Origin of the sequence: Salinigranum halophilum, assembly GCF_007004735.1 — an archaeon.
In the GTDB taxonomy this organism is placed as follows: Archaea; Halobacteriota; Halobacteria; order Halobacteriales; family Haloferacaceae; genus Salinigranum; species Salinigranum halophilum.
The window spans coordinates 693464-718330 of record NZ_SSNL01000004.1 but is presented as its reverse complement, the minus strand read 5'-3'; the positions used below and the strand labels follow the sequence as shown (position 1 = coordinate 718330).

Sequence of the window (24867 nt, the reverse complement as noted above, 5' to 3'; positions counted from 1 at the left end):
CAGTGTTGCAGCCCTCGCTCTCGGTTCGGACGGGTCTCCTCGTCCTTGTCGTGACCCTCGCGCTCGTCGCGAGTCCCATCGCGAGTGCTGCGGATGTGTCTCCCGGACACGAGGGCCCGACTGCGACCGTCGACCACCGTGTGTCGCTCGGGGAGTCCGAATACGCACAGCAGACGACACCGATTTCGTACAACAACAGCTCAGTTCGTCATCGCAACCCCGAAGCTGTCGACTCCCAGAACCGTCTCGACGACCTCCAGCGCGTCCTCGGGAGCCGTCTCTCCGAACGGCTCTCGGAGAGTTCGGTCCAGCTCAGTCAGGAACAGTACGACCAGGCGCGGTCGGTGCTGGGCGACGAGTACCTCGACCAGCTCGGGAAGTACGGCGACGTCGCTGGTGAGCGCGGCGACGACAACGCGACCTCGGCAACGGAGACGTTCACCGAGACTCGCGAGACCCAGCGCGAGTACAGTCAGACCGTCGAGGAGTTCCGTGAGACCGTCGACGCGTACCAGGAGGCGAGGGAGAACGGAGACGAGGCGCGTGCGCGGCAACTAGCGCGCGAGGCCGTCGACCTCGGTCGTGAGGCGGCACGGCAGTCCGAGCGCCTGAACGGGAGTTACGGACAACTCGAACAGGTGTCCGGCGCAGACCTCGGGGACGCACGGGAGCGAATCCAGACCGTCCAGACTGATATCGACGAGGACCGGACAGAGATCTCGAACGCGGAGTTCGTGGCGACGACGCTCACCGTCCGTGTCGCGGACGAGGAAGGCTCGTTCACCGAGCCGTTCGAACTCACCGGATCTATCGCGAGCGAGGACGGGCCGCTCGGGCCCCGCGAAATCAGCCTCGAAGTGGAGGGGCAGACGACGAGGGTCACCACGAGTGCGAACGGTGAGTTCTCGCTCACCTACCGCCCGACGGTGGTACCTGCGAACGCGTCGAACCTCACGGTCCGGTACGTCCCACAGAACACGAGCGTCTACAACGACTCGCGTGCGACCGTTCCGGTCCGAATCGAACCGGTGACTGCCGACGTCGAACTCGAGACGGTGAGCACCGAGACGTCGTTCGGTGAGCCTGTCACAGCCCGTGGGTCGCTCGCGGTCGACGGCGAACCCGTCGCCGGCCTGCCGCTCGCGGTCAGTGTCGACGGGGTGCGCGTGGGGACGGCCCGGACGACCGAGAACGGCTCGTTCGTCTTCGAGGGTTCGTTGCCCGCCAACTCGCGGTCGGGGACACAGTCGCTCAGTGTGGGCCCGGCTGCGAGTGGCCGTGCGGTCGACGTCGCCGTGGCGCAGTCACCAGTTCAGGTCACCGAGACGCCGACGGCCCTGTCGGCGACGGTCGACGAAACGACCCAGGAGAACGTGACGGCACTCTCGGGGACGCTGACTGCCGCGGGACGACCCGTCGCCGACCAGCGAATCGTCGTCACCGTCGCCGGTGACCGGGTCGGAACGGCACGAACCGACGCGCAGGGGGCGTACGTCGTTCGCGTCGACGGCGAGAGCGGTCTCGCACAGGTGACGTTCGACGGCGAGGGAACGAACCTCGCGTCCGCGGAGGCGTCGGTGGACCTCCCGAGCGACTCGGACGCCGAGGCGACAACGCCCGACGAGTCCAATGCATCGACCTCCGGCGTCCTCGAGGGTTTCGGTGCCGCCGTCGAGGAGTTCGTCGCGCTGCTTCGGTCTGACCCGCTCGCGGCGCTCACCACGCCGGTCGGGCTAATCGTGAGCAGCCTCGTGCTCGGCGTCGTCGGCTTGGGAGCGGTTGGCGTGCTCCGTCGTCGCCGCGACACCACGACTGTCACCCCTGTCGGCGCTGTTGACACGACAGTACGCACCACAGGTACTGGCTCGACCGAACAGACCGTGTCGGGTCCGGCACCTCGCGACCTCCTCGCCTCGGCGATGGTCGCCCTCGAAGCTGGCACGACCGACGATGCCGTCATCGACGCGTACGCCGCGGCTCGCCGCGCGCTCACCGCACGACTCGTGGACAAGCGTGGTCGGACACACTGGCAGTTCTTCGACGCGTGTCTCGCTGCGGGGACCGACGCCGACCTGTTGCGCACCCTCACCGAGGCGTACGAGGCGGCGCGATACGGCTCCGACGACCCCTCGACGGCTGTCGCCGAGCGCGCGATTGCGGCCGCGCGGTCGCTCGTCGAGACCGACGGCCAGGCCACGTCGGCCGCACCCGGCGACGACTGAGGGGCTCACATCGGCCGGTCTACACCCGAGTATCGGGTGTGGTAGAGCGACCGACTCACTTTTGTTCCGTGACCAATTCGGTGGGGGTATGGATGACGACGTCCGGTGGAGCCTCCTGGCACCGCCGTGGCTTCGCCGCGTTCCCGCAGACCTCGCCGCACTCGTCGGACTCACGCTCTTGACCGCCGGCGCGGTGTTCCTCCCCGTGGTCCGAGACACGCCGCTTCGGGTCGTGCTCGGCCTGCCGTTCGTCCTGTTCGTCCCGGGGTACGCGCTCGTCGCAGCGCTGTTCCCCGAGGCAGGGTCGGACTCGACCGCGGACGACGAACTCGACAGCTCCGGAATCACCGGCCTCGAACGCGTCGCACTCTCGTTCGGCGTGTCGATCGCCGTCGTCCCGCTCGTCGGGCTCGTCCTCAACTTCACGCCGTTCGGAATCCGTCTCGTGCCGATCGTGGTGTCGCTCACGGCGCTCGTCCTCGTGCTCACGGCTGTCGCCACGCGCCGGCGACTCGAACTCCCCACAGAGGAGCGGTTCGCCGTCCCGTGGCGTGCGTGGCTCCAGGCGGGGAAGACGGAGCTACTCGAACCGGAGACGCGCACTGACGGCGCACTGAACGTCATCCTCGTGATCTCGCTCGTGTTGGCCGTCAGTAGCGTCGGCTACGCGGTGGCCGTCCCGAAACAGGGTGAAGCGTTCACCGAGTTCTACCTCCTGACCGAGGGCGAAGACGGCGAACTGGTCGCCGACGGCTACCCGACAGACCTCGTCGCCGGTGAGTCGACGCCGCTCGTCGTCGGCGTGGGCAATCAAGAACACCGCCAGCAGTCGTACACGGTCGTCGCCGAACTCCACGACGTCGAGGTGGAGAACAACTCGACGCGGATACTCGACCGGGAGCGGTTACGGACGTTCGAGGTGGAGACCGCACACAACGAGACCTGGCAGCGCCAGCACTCGGTGACGCCCGAGCTGACGGGCGAACGGCTTCGGCTGACGTATATGTTGTACCAGGGAGCCCCGCCCGCGACACCGACGACGGAGAACGCGTACCGCGAGCTCCACCTCTGGGTCAACGTCACCGCACCGGGGCAGGGCCAGGAGCAAGCGTGACCATGCCTCTCGATGGAACGACCCCGCACCGCTCGCGTCCCGCCGCGGTCTCGACTCCCGGGTGAATGGGGTACCGACAGGCCCTCGTCCTCCGGTGGTCACGCCGTGACCGACTCGCCGTCCTCGTCGTCGCCGTCACCATCGCCTTCCTGACGGGGGTGACGCTCCTCGGGTTGGCGATGGCCGGGCAGACGACGGCCATCGCCGCCGAGTTCGACTCACCGGGCACGGTCGAGTCGTTCGACTCCGTCGACGCCGCCCGCCAAGCGGCCGACAGCGGCGAGTACGTCCTCCCCGTCACGACCATCTCGGTCGACGGACACCAGCGGACGGTCATCGGGATTCCGAACCCGCCACCGGAGGTGACGTCACGCGGACAGACGTTCGTCGTCCCGAGCGGCCAGGATGGTGTCCTCGCGTCGACCACGCAGGTGCGGACACTCGACGAGCGGGTCGACACGACGAGTGGGTCACAGCAGGTCACGCTCGCGCCGCGACCGGCGGGCGAGCTCGTCCCCGACGGATGGTACGTGACCAGCGCGTCGACTGTCGAGACCATCGGCCCGACGGGGGCGTTCGTCCTCTCGCCGACGAGTCCGGGGCTCGTTCCCACCGACGGGTCCGTCCCGCTCCTCTCGGTGCTCGTGTTCTTCCTGCTCGGCACGCGCCAACTCGTCGACGTATTGCTTCTCGCGAGTCTCGCCGGGGGCGTCCTCGTCGCGGTGACGACGTTCAGCGTGACGCGTGTCATCGTCGAAGACCGCCGCGACACCATCGCCGTCGTGCGGTCGACCGGCGCCTCGCCACAGTCGGTGTACGCCATCTTCGGCGTCCGCGCTCTCTTGCTCACGGGTATCGGCGTCGCGTTCGGCTACGCGCTCGGACTCGTCCTCGTCCGGGTGGTCATCAACACCGCCGTCTTCGCGGGGGCACCCACCTCGCTCTCGATTGCCGTCTCACCGGAAGCCGTCCGCCTGCTCGCCCCGACGAGCGCCTTCATCGTCTTCCTCGGCGGGGTCGCCGGCGTCATCGCGGCTCGCCCGGCCGTTCGCCCGCCACCGGCGACGATTGCGCGGCCGTCGTCGGCGCTGCCGACGCCCGATGCGTCGTTCGCGGCCCTCCGGCGGCGGCTGCGTCCGACGCTCCTCGACTGGGGTGCACTCGTCCCGTCGACGGCGACGCTCTCGGTGTTCGTGGTGTTCGTCCTCCTCATCTCGGCGTCGGGGGGCGCCCTCGCGTCGCTGACGCCGGACGACCAACAGACCATCACCGAGGCCGATGCCTCCCATCCCATCAATAGTCAGGTACCCACCGCCTACGCGGAGACGCTCCAGCAACAGGGCATCGCGGCGAGCCCCGAGATACTCCTCTTCGAGGCCGCGAAGGGAGAGCCGTTCCTCGTCAGGGGGGTGCAGTACGAGGCGTACGCGTCCGTCTCGAACCCGACACTCGTCCGGGGGCGCGCCCCGGCGACGGCCGACGAGGCAGTCATCGGGGCTGACCTGGCTCGGACGCTGGCCGTCGACGTCGGCGACTCGCTCACGCTCGGCGGGAGTACGCGCCCGGCGTTCACCCGCGTCGATATCGTCGGCGTGTTCACCGCCCGCGGCGTCGAAGACGACCAACTGCTCGTCTCGCTGGAGACGGGGACGCGCCTCTCGACGACCCGAGACGGCGTGGTCAACTTCATCCGCACCGAACCGATCGAGTCCGGCGACAGCACCGAGCCGACGGTCTCGGTCCTCGACGCGACCGCGCGGTCGAACGAGACGCGGACGACGCTCCGACTCACCGTCCAGAACTACGGGCTGGCACCCGTCGACGACGCGCTGGCCGTCAGCCTCGGCGGGGACACCCGCGAGGTGCCGGTCGAACTCCGACCGGGCCAACAGCGACGGGTCTCGCTCACGTTCCCGCCCCGTGTTGACGGGACGTACGAGCTTCGCGTGGCCGGGCTCTCCCAGTCGGTGCAGGTGGGGAGCGGGGGTGGAGGGAACGCCCTCTCGATCGAGCTGCCGACCGAGGTGCCGACGGGAGCCGAGCCGATTGTCAGGGTGACCCGCGGTGGGCAGCGTGTCACTGACGCGACCATCACGGTGACCGGTCGCGAGGAGACGTGGACGACAGACGAGAACGGTGCCGTCCGCATCCGGTTCCCCGAGCCGGGCGAGTACACCCTCGAGACGACGGTCGGCTCCGAGACGGCGCGAACCACGGTCGTCGTCGACGAGTCGTTCGACCGTCGCTTCGGCGCGGACATCAGCGTCCGGCCACAGACGCCCTCGATCGCGACGCGGCCCACGGCTGTCGCCACGCTCAATAACCCCTGGGGGCAACCAGTGACTCAGACCGTGACGCTCGTCCAGGGCGACAGTGCCGCCGAACGCGAACTGACCCTCCAACCCGGTGGAACTGCCGAGCATCGCCTCCGACTCCCGTACCGCCCTGCGGGGACCTACTCGGTGACCCTCCTGCAGGACGGCCAGAACGCCACTGCCACGCAGTTCGAGGTCCAGGGTGACGAACGGCTGGCTGCGGCGCTCGCCAGCAGTGGCCGCCAGTCCAGCGGTGGGGGCATCGCCCAGGCGATCGAGATCGTCTTCGGCAACATCCAGGTGCTCGTCGCCGCGATGGTCGCACTCGTCGGCGTCATGACCATCGGCGCGACGACGGCCTCGTTCGCCCGGAGCATCCACGCCGCCCGCGACGAGGTGGGGGTCCGCCGCGCCGTCGGTGCCTCGCCGGGTCGCATCTACCGACTCGTCCTCGGCGACGTGCTCCGTGTCGGCGGCGCGAGTGCCGTCCTATCCGTGCTCGTCGCCAGCGTGCTCGTCTGGCTCTTGTTGTCGCTGGGCGAACTCCGACTCTTCGGCATCGTCCTCCGGCCGACGTTCTCGCCGGCGCTCCTCGTCGCGGCAGGCGCCAGTGCGCTCGGCCTCGCACTCCTCAGTGCGGTCGTCGCGGCGACGTCGCTCGTCGCCGCCTCGCCCGCGACACTGCTCGCCCCGGTGACGCGGCGCGCGCCGAAGCGACAGGGAACGCGTTCGTCGACAGGTGGTTCGGAGGTGAGTAGCGATGACTGAGATCGAACACGGGGGGACGACGACGCGGTCGGAGTCGGCGTCGACCGCCACTGCCTCACGGCAGTCGCTCTCACAGGGGCACGGCCTCGGGACGCGGGGCCGCCGTGGCCTCGCCATCGTCTCGCTCCTCGCACTCGCCGCCGTGGTTCGGTTCCTCCCGCTGTACTGGAGTCCGCATCCGGCGACCCTCGACGGCTTCCAGTACGCGTGGTTCGCGAGCGAGACGCTCCGGACCGGCGCGCTTCCCATCTCGGCGTTCCGCGTCGACAGCATCGTCTTCACCGGCCTCATCACGAGCGTCTCGGCCGTCGTCGGCGTGGACGCCCTTCGCGTCACGCAGCCGCTGTCGTCGCTCATCGGCGTCTTCGGTGTCTTCACGGGCGTCGCTGTCGCGCACCGTGTCGCGCGGGGGTTCGACTGGGCACGCCGCCGTGTCTCTGCTGCCGTCGTCGCGACGGGCGCGATCCTCGCGCTCAACGGGATCTTCCTCCGTCGAACCATGGACGCCGACGAGGAGGTGCTGTTTTATGTCCTGTTGCCGCTCACGATCCTCGCGCTGCACGTCTGGCTCGACGACGGGTCGCACACCAGGCGCTGGGCGGTCCCGCTCGGCATCTTGCTCGTGACGCTTCCGCTCGCCCACATCTTCTCGACGCTGATTGCAGGACTAGCTATCGTCGGTCTCGTGGTCGCTCACGCCGTCCAGCACCCGGACCGTCGGACGCTCCTCGGTGGAGGGGCCATCGCCGCCGGCTTCTGGCTCTACTTCGGGGGGTACTACCAGCTCGCAGCGACGGTGATGCAGATCGCCTACGTCGACCGCGTCGTCGCCTTCCCCGGGCTGTTCCTCGCGTGGGGCATCATCCTGGTCGTTGGCGTCGCGTGGGTGTGGACGACCTCGTCGCGAGCCCGCTCGCTCGCCGTCGTCGTCCCGCTGGGTGTCTTCTACCTCGTGACCGCCGTCAACACGCTCGTCTCGGTCTATCCGGGGACGCCGCAGACACCCACGCTCGTGCTCGTCCCGGTCGTGGCGCTCGCCCTGCCGTTGCTGGTCGGTGGTGTGGGCATGGGTCTCCTGACACCGCACCGCTCTGTCGGTGCCATCGTCGTCGCGCTGCTCGCGGGGCCACTCACCGTCATCGGCTTCTCGTTGACCGCGTCGCTGACCCCCGAGTACGTCAACACGGCGATCAGGGCCCAGACGTTCGGCCACCTCCCGCTCGCGATTCTCGCGGGGCTCGTCATCGCGCGGTTGCTGGCGACGCGCACCGGTCTCGAGACTGACTTCGCGTCCGGGTGGTCCGGCTCCGGCTCCGCCGACGGTGGGCGCTCCGTGCTTCGGACGGCCGCCGTCGCGCTCGTCCTGCTCATGGTGGTCGTCAGCGTGCCGTTCGCCTACCTGAACCTCGACACCGGCACGTACCCGAGTACGACGCTCGACTCGGAGTTCGAAGCCGTCGGCTTCGCCTCTGACGCGGGAGACGAGTGGGCGACCGACCACTCGCTCTCTCGAGTCGGTGTCCACTACTATCGGAGCGACCCGACCGTCTCTCCGACGGCGAGTTGGCTCTCGGGTGGGACGAGCCCGACGTGTCGCGTCCTCTCGCAGGAGTCGTGGACGACGAGCGGCGCACACCTGTTCCCGTTCGCTCCCGAGACGGTGTCCGAAGAGCGCTACGAGTCGTGGCTCGGGAGCCGTCACGTCGTCTACGCGAACACGGGTCGCGACCCGGCGACGGTCTCGCTTCCCGTTACAGCGGCTGGCCAGGGCTGTTGAGTGAATCCTCTCGTTGTTGAAGACGTGAAACCCCCCGCGAGAGGGTACTCAGCACGGAGAGTCCGTTGGGGTCATTCGGAAGACTTCGGTCTCGGTGCTGTCGAGACGCCTCCGGCGTCTCAAGTCGCTTGGGTCCGCGGCGGTTCATCGCAGTGGGTTACCGAATTCCGAGATATCCTGCTGCTTCCTTCGCAATCGTCTCAGCCGCTGTGTCGGTGAGACGCCCCTCTTCGTGCTGCATGTCGGCGTGCCGGATCGTCGCGATGGTCCACGGGTTCACGTAGGATTCGCGTGGCAACCCGCCAGCCCTGAAATCGTCGTCGGTCAGTGGGATTGCGGCTGCACGACGCGTCGTCGTGACTGCGGCGTACAGCGCCTCTTCGTCACTGAACGGGTGTGTGTCATCACTGAGGCAGACATATGGACGATACTCGTGGTCGGCGAACAGGTCAGGGCCTTTCACCACTGCACCACGGGTGTACAACCCAGTCACTCCTCGCCGTAGTAGTCGTCAGTCGACGAGACTGAACTGGCCTTCACCTGTGCTGCATACGACGCGAGGCGGTCGTCCTCTCCAATCGCCCAGTACCGTCCCCGGTGGCGGACAAGTCCTCGGTCTTCGAGACGTGACAGGACAGCCCCGACGCTTCCGCGCTTGATTTCCGTCGCCTCGTGGATCTCTGTCTGGGTGAACGCTTTGTCGTCATGCTCAGCAAGGAACTGGAGGATCCGGTAGGGCTGTGTATCCTCTTGGATATCGAGGACCTCGGTCGGTTCTTCGTCGAACCGGTCGATGTTGATCGGCATGTGTAATATACTGTTATAGACTGCAATAAACACGTCGCTGACAGGGCTGTTCGCGACCGAGGCCAGCAATCAGGTGAGAGGTGTCGTGGTAATCCGTGCGCTGAAGCGCGAGTTGTTCTCTTCCCACCTCCGTGGGCCCCCGTTCTCGCCTGCTTGCACGTGCAGGCAGAACTGCCAGTGGCTCGCGCCCCGCTCGACTCAGATGGATGAACGACCGAAACGCAGACACGCAGTCCACGTGGTCGACAGACCTCGTCGAGCAGGTCATCAAGCAACCGGTCAGAGACGCGGTCCGCGAGGCGCTCGTCGAACAGGAGGTGGCTCGGACGGACACCGCCGCGACGACAGCGGTGTCAGGAACGGGTGACGAGTCCGCGACGACAGAAGCGGACGAGCCGTCTGACGCGACTGAAGCGGCTGCCGACGCTGACTCGGCTCCCGACCACGATGGCGTCGACGGCGAAGCCACGACGTCGAGTCGTTCGCGGGGACTGTCGCTCGCCCTCCTCGCAGGGAGTCTCGTCGGCGTCGGCTACGCTCTCGTGCGTCGTCGGACGGCCCAACAGAGCGATGACGAACAGCTGACGGACGACAAGCAGCCAACGGACGACGAGCAGCTAACGGACGACGAACAGCCGACAGACGACGAACAGCTGACAGACGACGAGCAGACAGCCGATGCCGCTGAGGGGGAGACAGCCGAACAGCCCGTGGGCGACGACGCACACACTGCGACGTCCGAGCGCGAGCGTGACAATGGGCCCGACACGGCTCCTGACCCGGCCGGAGATGGGGCGCTTTGCGATACAGAGCGCGTGACTCCGCCCGGCACCGACGCGACGACGAACTGAGCGGCCCGCCCGACGACAGGGTACCTGATTTTGACGCGAGACGGCGTGCGGACCCTCCGAGAGTCGCTTGCGGTATCTTTCAGCGTCCGCGGACTGCAGCGACCACTCAGGAGTCCGGAACCGACACGAACTCCGGGCTCAACGTGTTCGCGATCAGCGTCTCGTGTCCGCGTCGCAGCCGCTCCGACAGCGACTGGTGGGTGACGTCGGTGTGCTCCGCCAACTGCTTGAGCCCCGTCTCGCGCGGGACCTCGTAGTAGCCGTCCCGGTACGCCCGGACGATGGTCTCGTACTGGTCCTCGCTGAGTCCGTACTGGCCGCGCCGGATAGAATCGGAGAGCTGGTAGATCCGCTCGAACTCGAGGTCGACCTCGTACTCGGTGCAGAACTCGTGCGTGGCCGAGACGGCGTCGTGTTCCGGAAAGAGGATTCTGAACAGCCAGCTATCGGACGACCCCGTCGCGTCGATGATGGTCGCGTTCTCCTCGAGGATGATGTAGAGGATGACCCGGATGTTGGCGCGCCAGTCCATCCGGAGGAGGTACTCTTCTTCGAGTTCGGCGACCACCTCGACGTTCTCGGTGCTCGGGTCCGCTTCGAGGACTGCGGGGAGGTCATCGAGCGCCTCACCCGACGCCCAGAGGAACGGCATCGCCCGGTCGGTCCCGTTGGCGACCAGCCGCAGGATATCGAACTCCACAGACGGATACTCCGCGAGTGTCTCACTGAGGGCGAACTGGTCGACCGGCAGGGTCGCTTCGACCATGGTACTCATGATTCACGCTGGTATTGCGCGCACCCCGGTGTGAATGTTCGGGGCGTGACAAGAAGACCGGACAGTCTGCCGTTCGCAGACGTTTCACGCGCTGTGGGATGGACGAGCGTCGCCTAGAGCAGGAGCGACACGACCGCCAGGACGAGGAACACCAAGACGAGGAACTTGGCGATCCGCATCGAGATGCCGGCGACACCTCGGAAGCCGACGACCGCCGCGCCGATGGCGAGGACGAAGAAGCCGATCGCGTAGGTGAGGAACCCCCCGCCGGAGAGCTGTAACACGGGCAAGAGGGCGAGTGCTAGCATCGCAGGCCCCTCAGGGAACGGTCGCTCGTCATGTGTGCTGTCCGTTCGGCTGTCGGCAACGGCCCGGCTGTCGGTGCGTCAGTGTGGGTCGTGTCGCGTCGGCGGTCGGCCGAGACGGCCCACTCGTCGATCGGGTTGGACTTGGTCATCGTCACCTGTGTGTTCGGGCGGGACCCCACGAGGGACTGTTGCTTGCATGTGCGCCTGCGTGTGGACGGGTCACAGAACTGTACGGAGGAAGCCCACGGGCTCAGCCGTGAGAGGAATCCGACTCGCTCCTATCCGTGTCCTCAGTCAGACGCGCTCGAATCTCGTCGCTACTGTCAGTTCGCCCCTGGCCGGTCGCCAGCTGGTGTTCGCTGGCGGCGATATCCTTCCAGCCCTTGCGCGAGAATGAGGGATGCTTGACGGCGTCCCGGAGTGCCCAACGATTGACATCCTCCCCGCCCTGAAGGACGAGGATTCCCGACCGCCGTTGGGATATTACGGTTCGCGGTTAACAACCTGTTCTCGTGGGGCGAAAACACCCACACTACGGTCGAACAGGTGAACCGCTGGCTGTGCCAACCAGCCGTTATCCCTATCACCGCCATCCGCGGCGAGACTTGGGAGTACCTTTTGCCGAATGTTCTCTGCCCCATTCACATCCCCGTTCGCAACTGTATCGCACTTCTCACACACGTACAGTCCACGTTCGACACGCTGGTTTTCGTCGGTGTGGCCGCACGCCGAACACGACTTCGATGTGCCGCCTTCCGACACCAACTCCACTCCGATTCCTTCGGCTTCGGCCTTGTAGTCAAGAAGCGTTGTGAAGCGGTCGAACGCCCACCTGTGCAAGTCGAGGTTACCGTGGTCGCCCCAATTCCGAGGTTCACCGTTCTCGTCGTCTTCTCGGATGCCGCCGAGGTCGCCAACAACAAGTCTACCGACACCTCGTTCGACACACTCCTCCACGATTTCTTTCGAGAGTGCGTGCAAGAAGTGCGTCCGGCGATCAGTCCGCTTCCGGTCGAGACGAGTTGCCTCTCGCGAAGAGGAATCGTCGCACTTGGCTTTCTTCTTCGTGAAGTAGTATTCGTCCTCTTTGAGTGTGCCACCGGGATACAACACCGACTCTCCACCGAATGATACGGCGGCGAAGTTGCATATCCCGAGGTCAACACCAGCCACTTCGTCGCCCGGCGGTTCCGGGTCGGCGGTGGTGCGACAGACGAATTGAAGCCGCCACTCATCGCGCTTGTAGACAGCACGAACCTGTTGAATGTCCCACTCGGTCAGGTCAACATCCGGGCGAGTCTGATACTCACAGAGGATGAAATCTGAACGATGTTCTTTCAGGTTCCGACCTTTCGAGAGGCGGACGCGGGTGAACTGTGCGTCGTGCTTGAAGCCAGCCGCTTTGAAGGACACAGTTGAACGCGGGTGAGAGTCACCGTGTTTGCGGTAACCGGGCGGTCGGGCACGGTCGTCGCCGTTTCGACGCTTGCCGAACCAGCCGTTGAACGCTTCAGCGAGTTCTTCGAGAACGCGCTGACTGGATTGAGAATGCAAGTCCGTGTAGCGATCGTGGCTTTTGAGTTCGGCTTTGAGTTCCCTGTCATCGGGAATCTCGCCCGTTTCGTCCCACTGTTGTTGTGCGTAGTAGCGACCGACGTTCCAGAGTTTTGAGGCGGCCCATCCGAGTTGGTCAAGGTCGTCACGAACCTGTTGCTGGTTCGTAATCGTCGCCTCGAATGTTCGGATGGTCCGACTCATTTTCTGGCTTCATAACTGGTTATGAAGACCGTTTTGCTAATAGTGTCGGTTAGCGTGGAATATCCAGCCGTGCCATCGACGGTGGATTGTGTAGGAGTTGTCGGCTGTATCCCCGCCCTGAAGGGCGGGGTTTTAGCCTTGAGACTTCGATAAGCGGCTTTTGTTGGTTAATTATTCTGGCTCTCGAAGCCATCTGCCACGCTTACGTGACTGCACTCGGGGCGCGACTCGAGACGGAAGCTGCCTGCGCCGGACGATTCCGCCAGCTGGCGACGACGATACCGACACGAACACACGCGCTCCCAAGACCGAACCGAGCGTGGCATTCGGACCCGTTCCGATCTGACGACAGCATTACGTACCGTGAGCAGAGACTCACACCCAGCAATGGCTAACCCGGTCCTCCAGGGGACAGACCTCGTCGTCGAACGAGCGGGCGAGCGGATTCTCGACGGCGTCTCCATCTCGGTTCCCGCCGACGCGACGATGCTCATCCAGGGGCCGAGTGGCGCGGGCAAGACGACGCTGTTCAACATTTTGGGCTTGTTGGACGTCCCGACGAGCGGGTCGCTCGTCATCGACGGCCAGGACGCGAGTTCCCTCTCGGAACGACAGCGAGCCGTCTTGCGCCGAGACCTCATCGGCTTCGTCTTCCAGGATTTCCAGCTCATCCCCGACCTGACGGTGCGAGAGAACGCCGCCCTCCCCCAAGAACACGCGGGCGACCGCGACGACGACTGGCTGGACCAGTTGTTCGAGGCGCTCGGTATCGCCGACCTGACCCAGCAGTACCCACCCACGCTCTCGGGTGGGGAGAAACAGCGAGTGGCGATCGCGCGGGCGCTGGCGAACCGGCCAGCGGTCGTCCTCGCGGACGAACCCACGGGGCAGTTAGACCCCGACACCGCCGAGTCGGTGCTGGACCTGCTGTTCGAGACGAAGGCCGAAGCCGGGACGGCGCTCGTCGTCATCAGCCACGACCGCCAACTGACAGAGCGGTTCCCCCAGTCGCTCACCCTGCAGGGAGGCGACCTGTTCGAACGTCGACCCGCAGAACACGGACCAGAACACGTGTGACTCGCGCGATGGCCTCGCTCGTCACCCATCTCGTCCCTGCCGCGGTCGCGACAGCGTCCCACCCTGTCCTCACTCGCGTCCGATGAGCTACGCACGCGTCTTCCTCCGTGGGTGGTCGCGACGCGAGTGGCTGACGGTCCTCGTCGTCGCCATCACGACGGCGTTCCTCCTCGGGACGGCCCTCCTCCTGGCGAGTGCGGGCGCGTACACCGAGACGCTCGAAGACGACCTCTCGTCGACGGCGACCGTCGCCGAGTACGACTCGCTCGAGGCGGCACAGGCCGCCGCCGAAGAGGGTGACGTCGTCATCCCGCTGGCGCGTGCGACGGTGAACGGCGAGTCGGTGACCGTCGCGGGGATTCCAGCCGATGCACCCGCGGTCCTCTCGGGGGCGTCCGTCGACTGGCGACAGGCACGCTTCCCCGATATCCGACAGGGGGCGGCCGGGCCCGTTGCCCAGGCGCAGTCGATACGGTTCGTCGGAACCCAAGGACAGGTCGAGACGACGGTTCGTCCCTACGAGACCGTCACGGAGGGGAACGACGCCCGGACCATCCTCCCGCCGTGGTGGTACGCCGCGTCGGCGTCGGAGGTGGACTCCCTCGGCGTGTCGACCGTCCTCGTCTTCGACAGCGAGGGGGGAATCGCGGGCGCGGTGCCGACCGGGCGGCCCGCCCCACCGGGGACGCCGCTCCTCGCTGCCTTGCCGTTCCTCCTCGCGGGCGTGCGCGAACTCCTGACCATCCTCTCCATCGCGGCGCTCGGTGGGGGCATCCTCGTCCTGGTCGTCGTGTACAGCGTCACCCGGATGTCGATCCGTGACCGCCACGACGACATTCGCGTCATCCGGTCGACGGGCGGCTCACCGCGACGGCTCTTCGCCGTCCTCTGTGCGCGTGCGGGTGGGCTGGTGCTGAGTGGCGTCGCACTCGGGTACGCCCTCGGGGTCATCCTGACGAACGCCGTGACGAACCTCGCGGTCGTTGCGGGGTTGCCCGTGAGTCTCGCGGGGACCGTGACGCCCGCGGTGGCGCGACTCTTGCTCACGCTCGCGGGCGTGTTGGTCCTCTCGGGGCTCGTCGCCGGGGCGCTCGCGGCGTGGCCGACGGTCCGAACCCCACCTGCACAGCTCCGGTTGCAGTCGCGGGGGTCGAGTTCCGCCCGTGGGGGACTCTTCTCGTCGATTCGAGCGGAGCGGACGGACGGGGGGCGACCGAGTGGGGGTGTCCACCGCCTCCGGCAGGCGCTGCGCCCGACGCTGTTGGACCCGCGTGCAGCCATCCCGACGACGGCGACGCTGACGGTGTTCGTCTTCGTCGTGCTCCTCGTGGGGTCGCTGTGGGGGGCGTTCGTCCCGCTCGCGGGGACACAGAGCGGGACCATCGTCGAAGCCGGGGCGGCCCACCCCCTGAACAGTCGTGTCGATGCGGGGACGGCCGACCTCCTCCGCTCACAGGGCATCAACGCGAGCGCCGAGGTCATCTACGCGGCCGTGCGCGATGGGCAACCGTACATGGTCCGGGGGGCCGACTACGACGCCTTCGCGTCGGTCTCCGAGTCGCGACTACTCCGAGGGCGGGCACCGCAGTCGCGCGACGAGGCCGTCATCGGGCGGAATCTAGCGTCGACACTCGATGTCGCGGTCGGCGAGAGCATCGTCCTCGGGGGGAGCGTCACGCCCGGCGTTCGGCGGGTAACGGTCGTCGGCGTGTTCGAAGCCGAGGGGACGCTCAACGATATGCTGGTGATCCCCCTCGAGACGGCACAGGGGCTGGCGACCAGTGAGACGCGCGCGCACATCATCCGGACTGAGGACCTCTCGGCGGCACAGCAGGCGCTCGTCGCCCCCGGACAGGACCGTGGCGTCGTCGTCACGGGTGTCGACGCACCCGCTCAGGTCGCGCTGGGTGAGTCCTTCGCCGTCACCGTCTCGGTGCGAAACCTCGACGCGACCGAGACACGGACGACGCTCACCCTCCAGGGCGCGGGGAACGAGACCCTGGGGCAGCAGTCGGTCACGCTCGCTCCCGACGCGGAGGGCGAGGTGCAGATTCCCGTGACGCTCTCGACGACCGGGGCGACGACGCTCGGCGTCGAGGGGTACACGACGTCGGTCCAGGTGTTCGACCCGAACGCGCTCTCGATCCCGGCCGAACTCCCCGCGCGAGCGCCACCCGGGGCGACACTCATCGTCCCCGTCGAGGCTCCGAACGGCTCGTTCGTCTCGGGGGCGACGGTCACCGTCGGTTCGAACACCTACGAGACGGGGGGGCAGGGTGTCGCCGTCGTCACGCTTCCCGACCGGACAGGGACGGCCGAACTCCGCGCCCAGAAAGACGGCTACACTGCGACGTCGCGTGAGATTCGACTCGCGGAGGGTGCGACGCGACAGCTCTCGGTCCGACTCAGCGTCACGCCCACCGTGGGTAACGCGCTCACGCGACCCCGTGTCGATATCCAGGTCGCGAACCCCTGGGGGACGCGACTGAACCGGACGCTCGCGCTCGTCTCGCCCGAGGGGCGCACGACGCGGACGGTGGAGTTGGCCGCCGGTGAGACCGCGCGCGTCGACGTGCCGACGACGGATGCGGGCTTGGACGAGCGGTTCCCCCCGGGCGAGTACGAGATCCGCGTCGACTCGGTCGGGGCGGACGCCGACGAGACGGTGACGCTCGCCTCAACGACGTATCGCGTCCAGGGCGACAGCCGGGTGTTATCCATCGCCGCCCAGGGGGCGAGTTACTCGCCGGGGACGCCCGTCGGCCAGGCCATCGAGAACGTCTTCGGGAACGTGCAGGTGCTGTTCGGAGCCATCGTGTTACTCGCCGGCCTCGCGACCATCGGCGGCACGACCGCGGCCTTCGCGCAGGCCGTCCACGCCCGGGGGCGGACCATCGGCGTCCACCGCGCGACGGGAGCGACCGACCGACAGGTGCTCCGACTGTTGGTCCGTGATGCGGTGGTGATCGCCCTCCCCTCGACGATCGTGGGGGTGGTGGTCGCATACGTCGCGTTGCGCCTCCTGGAGTTCTCCGGGTTGCTGGTCGTCTTCGGGATTCGCCTCTCGATCCCGGCCGTCCCGTGGCTCATCGCGATGGTCGTCGGTGGTGGGTTGGTGTTGTCGGTGACGAGTGTCGTCGTGGGAGCGCTGGGGTTCTTGCGGGCCCCGCCGACGCGGCTGTTGCGGTTACGGGAGTGAGAATTGGGTTGGCTTGCCGCCCAGTCCGCTCGCTGGTGTCTCGTAACTGAGGATTCGTTTTCGAGCGGATATTATTATGTTAATGTTCATTACTATTCACTAGTGAAGAAGATTTTCCAGTAGTATTATCAACTGGCCATCTCGATATATGGCTGTCAAATATCATAAGACGCTGTACGCGTGTCTATCCACGCGTGGGGATTACGGGGTTGACAGGAATGCGAGTCCGAACTGAAAACGGGTGCTGGATATCTTCGGGGGCTGTCGCGACCGTGTCCGGCAGTCGCTGTGTGTTCAGTAGTGGGGACTGATGAATCAACAGAATCTAACAAACGGATCGGCACAAACGGCCCAGACGAGAGACGCAGAGCTCGGTGTCCTTGTGGGGCTGCCCGCATACAACGAGGCAGTCGGAATCGGGAGTGTGATTCTTTCTGCGCAGGCGTTCGCCGACGAGGTGGTCGTCGTCGACGACGGCAGCTCCGACCGGACCGTCGAGGTCGCAGCATCTGCCGGGGCGACGGTCATCGAACACGAGACGAACAAGGCAACCAACGACTCGGACGAAACCAATGTGAGTACCAACCGAGTGCAGGGGGAGCGCAATCGGGTCTGTGAGTCAAGTAGCGTACCTCGGCTCCGGGGATCAAAGGGGCTCGCGAGAGGTGCTACCACCCCGTACTCTCCACGGGCGACTTCTCGAGAAGGGAGGGACATCGCCTGATGGAGCAACACAACTCGACTACACACACAAACGGAGCCACATCAGCACCGGAGATCGGACGCCAGGCGGATCGTCCGGTAGTCGCTGTGGTGGCTACCCCTGATAACGCGGAGGACGTCGCGAGCACGATTCTCCGAGGACAAACAGAAGGGTACGAGACGATTGTCTGTCATGCGGGCGACGAGACACTCGAAGCGGTCTCGTTTGCCGAACAGTTGGGCATGCCCACCATCGAAGTCGACCTCCATCAGGAGGGCGGCCCGTTCGCTAGTGGTATCGCACGTGAAGCACGGGAAATTGGGTATCCGGGCGTCTTGCTGCACGAGTGCCCTGGACGCCCTGTCGACTTCGAAACAAGCACGCAACGATTGCGTGAGGACGACGCGTACCTCACCGAGGCTGTCCCGGCCCCCCGAGTCGATTCGGAATCGGAAGTACTGGTGGCGATTCCCGCATACAACGAGGAACGTTCGATTGCCGACGTCGTCCGGGAGTCTCTGAACTACGCCCACGAGGTCGTGGTTATCGACGACGGGAGCACTGACGACACTGTCCGTTTAGCCGAGGAGGCCGGTGCAACCGTCATCCAACACGAGGTGAACAAGGGATACGGCGGGGCGCTCAAGACGGCGTTCACCGAAGCGAAACGATGCCGCGCAGAGCACCTCGTGGTACTTGATGGCGATGGACAACACGACCCGGATGATATCCCAAAGCTCGTCAATGCGCTCAAGCGGAGTAATGCCGAAATTGTTGTCGGAAGTCGATCTGTCGAAGGGGCGCAAACAGATATGCCACTATATCGTCGGTTTGGGTTCGGTGTGGTTAACCTCCTAACGAATCTGAGCATGGGGGTCGTGCGCAGCGATTCACGTGTATCAGACACGCAGAGTGGCTTCCGCCTTTACAGTAGAACAGCGATTGATAGTCTTGCAACTGACACAATCGGTAATGACATGAGTGCCAGTACTGACATCCTCCATCATGCCCACAAGATGGGATACCCCGTTGAGGAGATCGGCACTACAATCTCGTATGACGTTGATCATGAGAGTTCACACCATCCACTAAGACATGGAATACAACTTGTGGGGAATCTCATCCGCACGATTGAACGAAAGCACCCTCTTTCTGCCCTCGGAATTCCAGGATTCCTCTCGATTGCAATCGCCATCGTCTTTGTCTACTGGACGTTCAGCAACTATCTCTCCACGGGTACATTCCCGGTCGGTCTCGCGGTTGTTTCGGGCCTCTTCGGGCTTTTCGGTGCATTTGCGAGTTTCACCGCTATTATCCTGCACTCACTCGAAACGCACTATGAACGTACAGACTGATGATTTCAGAGCTTGAAGCCGGTCAACTGCTGAGCCGAGGTGCGATTCATGAAATACGAAACTAGCGAGTCCAAAATCCAATGACAGTGAGAGATAAGCAGCCCACAGACGTCGCGATCATCCTCGGAACTAGACCCGAAATCATCAAACTCGCTCCCCTGATACGGGAGTGCGAGAATCGCGATTTGAATTTTATACTCATCCATACCGGACAACACTATTCTGAATCACTTGATTCGGTCTTCTTTGAGCAACTAGACCTGCCCGAGCCTGATTATAATCTGGAAATTGGCTCGGATTCACATGGGGAACAGACCGGCAGAATGATTCAGGGCATCGAACGGATTCTACTTGAGTCGACTCCGGATGTCGTTCTCGTGCAAGGTGATACAAATTCGGTCTTGGCGGGTGCCATTGCATCAAGTAAGCTCCCGATAGAACTCGGGCACATTGAAGCTGGACTGCGGAGTTTTGACGATGAGATGCCTGAAGAGGTCAACAGGGTGTTGACTGATCACGCTGCGGATTACCTATTTGCGCCCACGGAAGATTCAGCACAGCTACTCAGAAATGAGGGACTACCAGATGATTGTATCTATGTGACAGGCAACACCGTTGTTGATGCGGTAGAAGAGCATAGTCAACTCGCACTCCACCGGAGTGACGTCCTAACCGAGTTCGAACTGGCTGAGAATCCGTTCGCACTTGTGACTGCACATCGAGCCGAAAATGTCGATAACCAACACCGATTTCAGCAGTTACTAAGTGGAATTGAATCCGTCGCCGAGGAATTCAACCTATCGGTATTATACCCAATCCATCCGAGGGCACGGAGCCGACTCGATGAGTTCGATATCGAGATTCCAGACGTCATTGAACTCGTCGAACCTCTCGACTACTTGGACTTTTTATTATTAGAACAGTCTGCGTCTATCATATTGACAGACTCGGGGGGTGTTCAAGAAGAAGCTTGTATTCTTCAGACCCCGTGTGTCACGCTCCGAGATAATACAGAACGACCCGAAACACTTGATGTCGGCTCGAATCTTCTTGCTGGTGTCGATCCGAATGAAATCTTAACCTGTGCAAGAGAGATGATTGACTCAGAACATAACTGGGATAATCCGTTTGGTGATGGGACCGCGTCCGAACAGATACTTAATATATCATGCGGGAAAACGAGGAAATCAGCTGAATGAGTTCGATTCACGTTCACGGTTTGGGATACATTGGCCTCCCGACGGCTGCAATGTTGGCCAACTACGGGCATTCGGTTGTAGGAGTTGATGTCGACACCGAACTCGTTGCCGAATTACAGAATGGCACTGTGACAGTAGAAGAGCCGGGACTCCGGGCATTCGTCACTGAAGCACTTGACTCTGGTAATCTCGAAGTTTCTGAGGAAGTCGGCCCCTCGAAGTACCACATCATTGCTGTGCCTACTCCCTTCGATGACAAAGAGAAAGTCGCTAAACTCGACTACATCGAAGAAGCTGGGAAGGCGATTTACCCCCACCTCCGTTCGGGTGACTCAGTTATTCTGGAATCAACGGTACCCCCTGGCACCACAGAAACTGTCTTACAGCCAATATTGGAGCAGTCCGGACACCACGCTGGAGAAGACATCGCCCTAATTCATTGTCCGGAGACAGTGTTACCCGGCAATATTATCACCGAACTCCGCGAAAACGACCGTATCATCGGGGGAGTAAACGGTGTCTCTACAGAAGCTGCTGTCCGACTGTATGATTCGTTTGTGGAGGGTGATATCCATACGACTACTGACGCAACGACGGCAGAGTTCGTGAAGCTGATTCAGAATACCTACCGTGATACTAATATCGCGCTGGCGAATGAGCTTGCTAAGCTCGCGAACGATTACGATATTGACTCCCGTGAGGCGACTCAGCTCGCAAACGAACACCCCCGTGTGGAGCTTCACCAACCAGGACCGGGAGTCGGTGGTCACTGCCTGCCTATCGATCCGTGGTTCCTCGGTCAAAATTCAGACGAGTTGAACCTCATTTCTCTGGCAAGACAGATCAACGATGGAATGGCCGATTATGTCGTTGAAGTTCTTCAGTCTGAAATTGGATCTTTGGATGGAAAAACAATCGCGATACTGGGCATCGCGTACAAAGGTAACGTAGATGATATTCGAAACAGTCCTGGATTAGAAATAGCTCGGAGAATCCAGTCAAGTATTGAACGAAAAGAATCATCGATTTCAGCTGATGGTGGTGCGTCTCCTGGGGTGAACGTGAATCTTAATGACCCACACGTTGACGACCAGACGCTAAATCTACATCCGCTTGACGACGCCATCACCGATGCGGATGCGTTGGTTATCGCTACAGACCACAAGGAGTATACCGACATGGATTTAGACCGTGTCCAGCAACAGATGTCTGGCAATACCATTATCGACTCAAAAGCAGTTCTCGACAAGATGCGCTGGATCAATGCTGGTTTCAATCTAACCCGAATTTAACCCTGGATGAGCGATCCACAGCCCAACGTTTTAGTTGTCAGTCAGAAGTTCCCACCAGAAAAAGGCGGAAACGCATCTCGGCTGGGCGATTTGACGAAGCACATGGCCTCTGACGTTGACTTGACTGTCATTGCGCCTCCACAGTGTTATCCTGCGACAGATTTCGACTGGTCATGGGTGTGGGAAACTGCTGAAAGACGAAACGGACATCGGTTGCACAGGCTTTGGTCGTGGCAACTTCGGAGCGTTGATCCTTCTTTCATCGAGCGAATGCTGTACTATTTCACGTTCGTTGCCCATGCGCTTCTCTGGTTATTCTGGCGACGAAAAGAATTCGACGTTGTTGTGACTTCTTCTCCACCCATTTTTACAGGGATGGTAGCAGCGCCGTTCCAACTTTTAGGATACGTAGATTGGGTTGTTGACATTCGTGATTTATGGATTGATGTCTCCACGGACCTCGGCTTTATTTCAGAGAACGCAATCGTCACGAGGCTTAGTCATGCGTACCAAGAATTTGAACTCAACACAGCTCAACTAATCACCGTCACGACTGACGGGACCACTACGCAGCTACGTTCACGATACGATTTCGATACGGAAGTGGAACTCATTCCGAACGGTGTCGATGTGACCATGTTTCAGCCCGATGATTCTGCTACCGAGGTTGATCTTATTTATACCGGAAATATCGGCTATGGACAGGACTTGGAAACCTGCATTAAAGCACTCCAATACACAGACGGAGAAGTCACCCTCCGTCTCGTTGGTGATGGTGACCTCCGGTCAGAACTATCTCAGCTAGCAGAGGAACTCGGCGTGTCTCATAGGGTTGAATTCACAGGATTGGTCAATCGAGAGGAAATCCCGGGGTATCTGAGCAGTGCCCGGATCGGCTTGGCACCACTCAAGAGACGTGATTCCCTTTCATATGCCGTGCCGACAAAACTTTACGAGTACTGGGCATGTGAACTTCCAGTTCTGGCTCTCGGAACCGGAGCTATTGAAGAAATCGTAGTCGAGTCTGAAGCGGGAATCGTTCCAGATGGAACCCCGACCGTAGTCGCTTCAGAGATTGACTCACTGCTTGCAGACGCTTCACGTTTAGACGAGATGGGCACAGTAGGCCGGGAATTTATACTGGAGAAGTACGAGCGGAAGGCAATTGCTCAGAAACTCTCGCAGCGAATAATCCGACTGCACGAGGATATTGATGGATAGCGCTGACCGTCAAGCAAACCGAGTGTAGCCCTAGAAGTCTCCCATCCTACTCATGAACCAACCTGAGAGCATTGAAAAATTGCGGCTTGGTCTGTGGACCGTTTCAAGACTCCAACGCGAACAACTCCTTGGAATCGTCGACCGGAAGCTGCGACACACATTTGTTCCTAAGATTCCTGTGGATTTTGACGCACGATATGAGCGACAGATTCCGACAGAATTAGATCCAACGTTAGGTCCTACTTTTCAGAACCTCACAACCCTTCAAAAGTGCCTTAGCTCTGCCACTGTAGAGCGGCACGTTCAAAAGATCAATAGCTTCTCCGATTTTCAGCTCGAGTTTCTGAATATAACGATTGAACTCCGAGAACATCGGACAATCGAATGGGGAAATGAACAATTAAATGAGGTTCCCTTATTGTGGTGGCTAAAATATTCCTCATTTGAGCAACTAGACTGGTTTTTTTCCGCTGAAAGAAGACTCGAAAATCCAATTGAGTTCGTCAAAGAAGTACTTGATCCTTGGATTCGTGAGATGGTATCTCGGACGGTCATCGGATCAGAAGAGTATCTACGGCGAGATTGGATTCCCCACGCAGTCTCACTACGAATTATGCGGCTTTGTCGGTATTGTGCATGGCTTGATGCAAATGACATGCTATCCTCTCGAGAATTCATCTTACGATATCTCTATAAAAATACATTATTTCTCAGGAACCACATTGAGACCGACGTGGGGGGAAACCACCTCATTGAGAACGCGTTAGCCCTTACGATGAGCGGACTGGTATTCCAGTCTAAAACCGACTGGCTGGAAACTGGTCTCTCACTCTTCGAAAACGCTGGTCAGAATCAGTTCTTGGATGACGGTGGTCATTTTGAACGAAGCCCTATGTACCACATCATGGTCCTCACTCGATTTCTCTCAGCTGTCGGCCTACTCGATAGCTATGGCCGTCACGTCCCAGATGCTCTTCTGCAAGTATCACGGTCTGCGACACAATTTATTAGAACACTCACTCCTCCCGATGGTCGTATACCGTTGCTAAATGACGCTGTATTCAATGAGTTCTTCTCGATATCTGAAGTGTTGAACTACGCAGACTCAGTCGGTATTTCGTTTGGTAGCCCAAGCTCTACCCTTTCAGACACGGGCTACTACTGGCTGGGTGAGGGGGAGAGTCGACTCCTGTTTGATGGAGGAGGTGTTGGACCGCCTCATCTCCCAGGTCACTCTCATATTGATTTATTAAGTATTATGTTGTGGCTTCACGGTCAACGGGTCTTGACAGATACGGGTGTGTATCAGTACCTCCCAGATGAAAACCGCCGGTACGCTAGAAGCGTCCAAGCGCACAATTCGGTCCAGGTGGGAACATCTGGGCCAATTGATGTGGGGGGACAGTATCTCATGGGGCGACGGACGAACCCTACTGTAGGGCATCACGAATCAGACCTAATTAACACGCTAGTAGGTGAATACGATGTTTCACGCTCTTTTGAGGAGTCATACACTCACCGGCGACGCGTCGATTCAAATGGGGACTGGTGGCTAATCACTGATTCAATCGTAGGAGTAGATAGCAAGCCAGTGATTAGTCGACTGCATGCACACCCCGACGTGAAAATCAATCAATCTACTAACAATCAATTCATTATCGAGGGTCAAGATGGGGAAATACTCGGCACGTTGGATACAAATGGCTGCCTGCGCGCCACATTGGATACGAGTTCGTACTTTCCGGAGTTTGGTACTACCTGTCCTAGACAGACGGTCGAATTAACATACGGGGAATCAACTGGTTGGTTCTTCTTCTCTACAGGTACGGGAGGAAGTGTGACATACGATCGGAACTCGGGTAGCCTTGAAATTGATAGCACACATTATAGTTTACCTTCTCTGTAGGAGCAATAGCGCTTATCTGACATCCTATTCGTAACACTCATTTCAACCGCAAACAAGGATTGATGTACGAACTATCTCGCTTACGTGGGACTCTGAAAAATGAAACAGGTTATACAGGATTTTAAGACGGGAGAGGTACGACTGGCCGACGTTCCACGGCCTCAAGTCGACGACAATAGTGTTCTGGTGAAAAATCACTATTCTTGTGTAAGTGCCGGGA

General features: G+C 61.8%; 18 protein-coding genes. 13 read left to right on the top strand and 5 right to left on the bottom strand.

Going from position 1 to position 24867, the window contains the following annotated elements; translation table 11 throughout:
• Positions 1-2: 2 nt before the first annotated feature.
• The 4 genes from E6N53_RS12095 (at position 3) to E6N53_RS12080 (ending at position 8196) form a co-directional block, all read left to right on the top strand.
• On the top strand, positions 3-2222 hold the full coding sequence (locus tag E6N53_RS12095; RefSeq protein WP_142859604.1) for a DUF4129 domain-containing protein: 2220 nt from the start codon (positions 3-5) through the stop codon (positions 2220-2222).
• An 88-nt stretch (positions 2223-2310) separates the two neighbouring features.
• Complete coding sequence (locus E6N53_RS12090) at positions 2311-3336, top strand: DUF1616 domain-containing protein (RefSeq protein ID WP_142859602.1); 1026 nt, start codon at positions 2311-2313, stop codon at positions 3334-3336.
• 65 nt (positions 3337-3401) lie between these two features.
• Positions 3402-6419: an ABC transporter permease gene (locus tag E6N53_RS12085; protein WP_142859600.1), complete on the top strand. Its 3018-nt coding sequence runs from the start codon at positions 3402-3404 to the stop codon at positions 6417-6419.
• Positions 6412-8196 (top strand): glycosyltransferase family protein, encoded by a 1785-nt coding sequence (locus tag E6N53_RS12080; protein ID WP_142859598.1) that lies wholly within the window; start codon positions 6412-6414, stop codon positions 8194-8196. The genes E6N53_RS12085 and E6N53_RS12080 overlap by 8 nt, the downstream gene beginning before the upstream one ends.
• A 157-nt stretch (positions 8197-8353) precedes the next feature.
• On the opposite strand, the gene E6N53_RS12075 is transcribed toward E6N53_RS12080, so the two are convergent.
• Together E6N53_RS12075 and E6N53_RS12070 are read right to left on the bottom strand one after the other, a co-directional pair.
• Entirely contained in the window at positions 8354-8689 is a 336-nt protein-coding gene (locus tag E6N53_RS12075) for a hypothetical protein (protein WP_142859596.1), read from the bottom strand.
• A complete protein-coding gene (locus tag E6N53_RS12070) occupies positions 8686-9003 on the bottom strand; it encodes a MarR family transcriptional regulator (RefSeq protein WP_142859594.1) in 318 nt (105 codons plus the stop codon). The genes E6N53_RS12075 and E6N53_RS12070 overlap by 4 nt, the downstream gene beginning before the upstream one ends.
• Before the next feature lie 206 nt (positions 9004-9209).
• Between E6N53_RS12070 and E6N53_RS12065 the strand changes: the two genes are divergently transcribed.
• Positions 9210-9854: a hypothetical protein gene (locus tag E6N53_RS12065; RefSeq protein ID WP_142859593.1), complete on the top strand. Its 645-nt coding sequence runs from the start codon at positions 9210-9212 to the stop codon at positions 9852-9854.
• Between the two features lie 106 nt (positions 9855-9960).
• On the opposite strand, the gene E6N53_RS12060 is transcribed toward E6N53_RS12065, so the two are convergent.
• The 3 genes from E6N53_RS12060 to E6N53_RS12045 form a co-directional block, all read right to left on the bottom strand.
• Complete coding sequence (locus E6N53_RS12060; RefSeq protein ID WP_142859591.1) at positions 9961-10629, bottom strand: helix-turn-helix domain-containing protein; 669 nt, start codon at positions 10627-10629, stop codon at positions 9961-9963.
• A gap of 113 nt (positions 10630-10742) precedes the next feature.
• On the bottom strand, positions 10743-10937 hold the full coding sequence (locus E6N53_RS12055) for a DUF1328 family protein (protein WP_142859589.1): 195 nt from the start codon (positions 10935-10937) through the stop codon (positions 10743-10745).
• A gap of 483 nt (positions 10938-11420) precedes the next feature.
• Positions 11421-12695 carry an RNA-guided endonuclease InsQ/TnpB family protein gene (locus tag E6N53_RS12045; protein ID WP_142859587.1) on the bottom strand — a complete coding sequence of 425 codons (1275 nt, stop codon included), beginning with the start codon at positions 12693-12695 and terminating at the stop codon, positions 11421-11423.
• Between the two features lie 387 nt (positions 12696-13082).
• Here E6N53_RS12045 and E6N53_RS12040 point away from each other — a divergent pair, with 387 nt between their 5' ends.
• The 8 genes from E6N53_RS12040 (at position 13083) to E6N53_RS12005 (ending at position 24647) form a co-directional block, all read left to right on the top strand.
• Positions 13083-13772 carry an ABC transporter ATP-binding protein gene (locus E6N53_RS12040; protein WP_136592353.1) on the top strand — a complete coding sequence of 230 codons (690 nt, stop codon included), beginning with the start codon at positions 13083-13085 and terminating at the stop codon, positions 13770-13772.
• 82 nt (positions 13773-13854) lie between these two features.
• Entirely contained in the window at positions 13855-16971 is a 3117-nt protein-coding gene (locus E6N53_RS12035) for an ABC transporter permease (RefSeq protein WP_142859584.1), read from the top strand.
• 310 nt (positions 16972-17281) lie between these two features.
• Positions 17282-17695, top strand: coding sequence for a glycosyltransferase (locus tag E6N53_RS12030; RefSeq protein ID WP_142859582.1), 414 nt, complete (start codon positions 17282-17284; stop codon positions 17693-17695).
• Positions 17695-19029, top strand: coding sequence for a glycosyltransferase family 2 protein (locus E6N53_RS12025; protein WP_142859579.1), 1335 nt, complete (start codon positions 17695-17697; stop codon positions 19027-19029). The genes E6N53_RS12030 and E6N53_RS12025 overlap by 1 nt, the downstream gene beginning before the upstream one ends.
• 80 nt (positions 19030-19109) lie before the next feature.
• Positions 19110-20228 carry a non-hydrolyzing UDP-N-acetylglucosamine 2-epimerase gene (gene wecB, locus E6N53_RS12020; protein WP_142859577.1) on the top strand — a complete coding sequence of 373 codons (1119 nt, stop codon included), beginning with the start codon at positions 19110-19112 and terminating at the stop codon, positions 20226-20228.
• Positions 20225-21520, top strand: a complete 1296-nt coding sequence (locus E6N53_RS12015) for a nucleotide sugar dehydrogenase (protein ID WP_142859575.1) — start codon at positions 20225-20227, stop codon at positions 21518-21520. The genes wecB and E6N53_RS12015 overlap by 4 nt, the downstream gene beginning before the upstream one ends.
• Before the next feature lie 6 nt (positions 21521-21526).
• Positions 21527-22741 (top strand): glycosyltransferase family 4 protein, encoded by a 1215-nt coding sequence (locus E6N53_RS12010; protein ID WP_142859573.1) that lies wholly within the window; start codon positions 21527-21529, stop codon positions 22739-22741.
• Positions 22742-22793: 52 nt separating this feature from the next.
• Positions 22794-24647 carry a heparinase II/III family protein gene (locus tag E6N53_RS12005; protein WP_142859571.1) on the top strand — a complete coding sequence of 618 codons (1854 nt, stop codon included), beginning with the start codon at positions 22794-22796 and terminating at the stop codon, positions 24645-24647.
• Positions 24648-24867 lie beyond the last annotated feature (220 nt).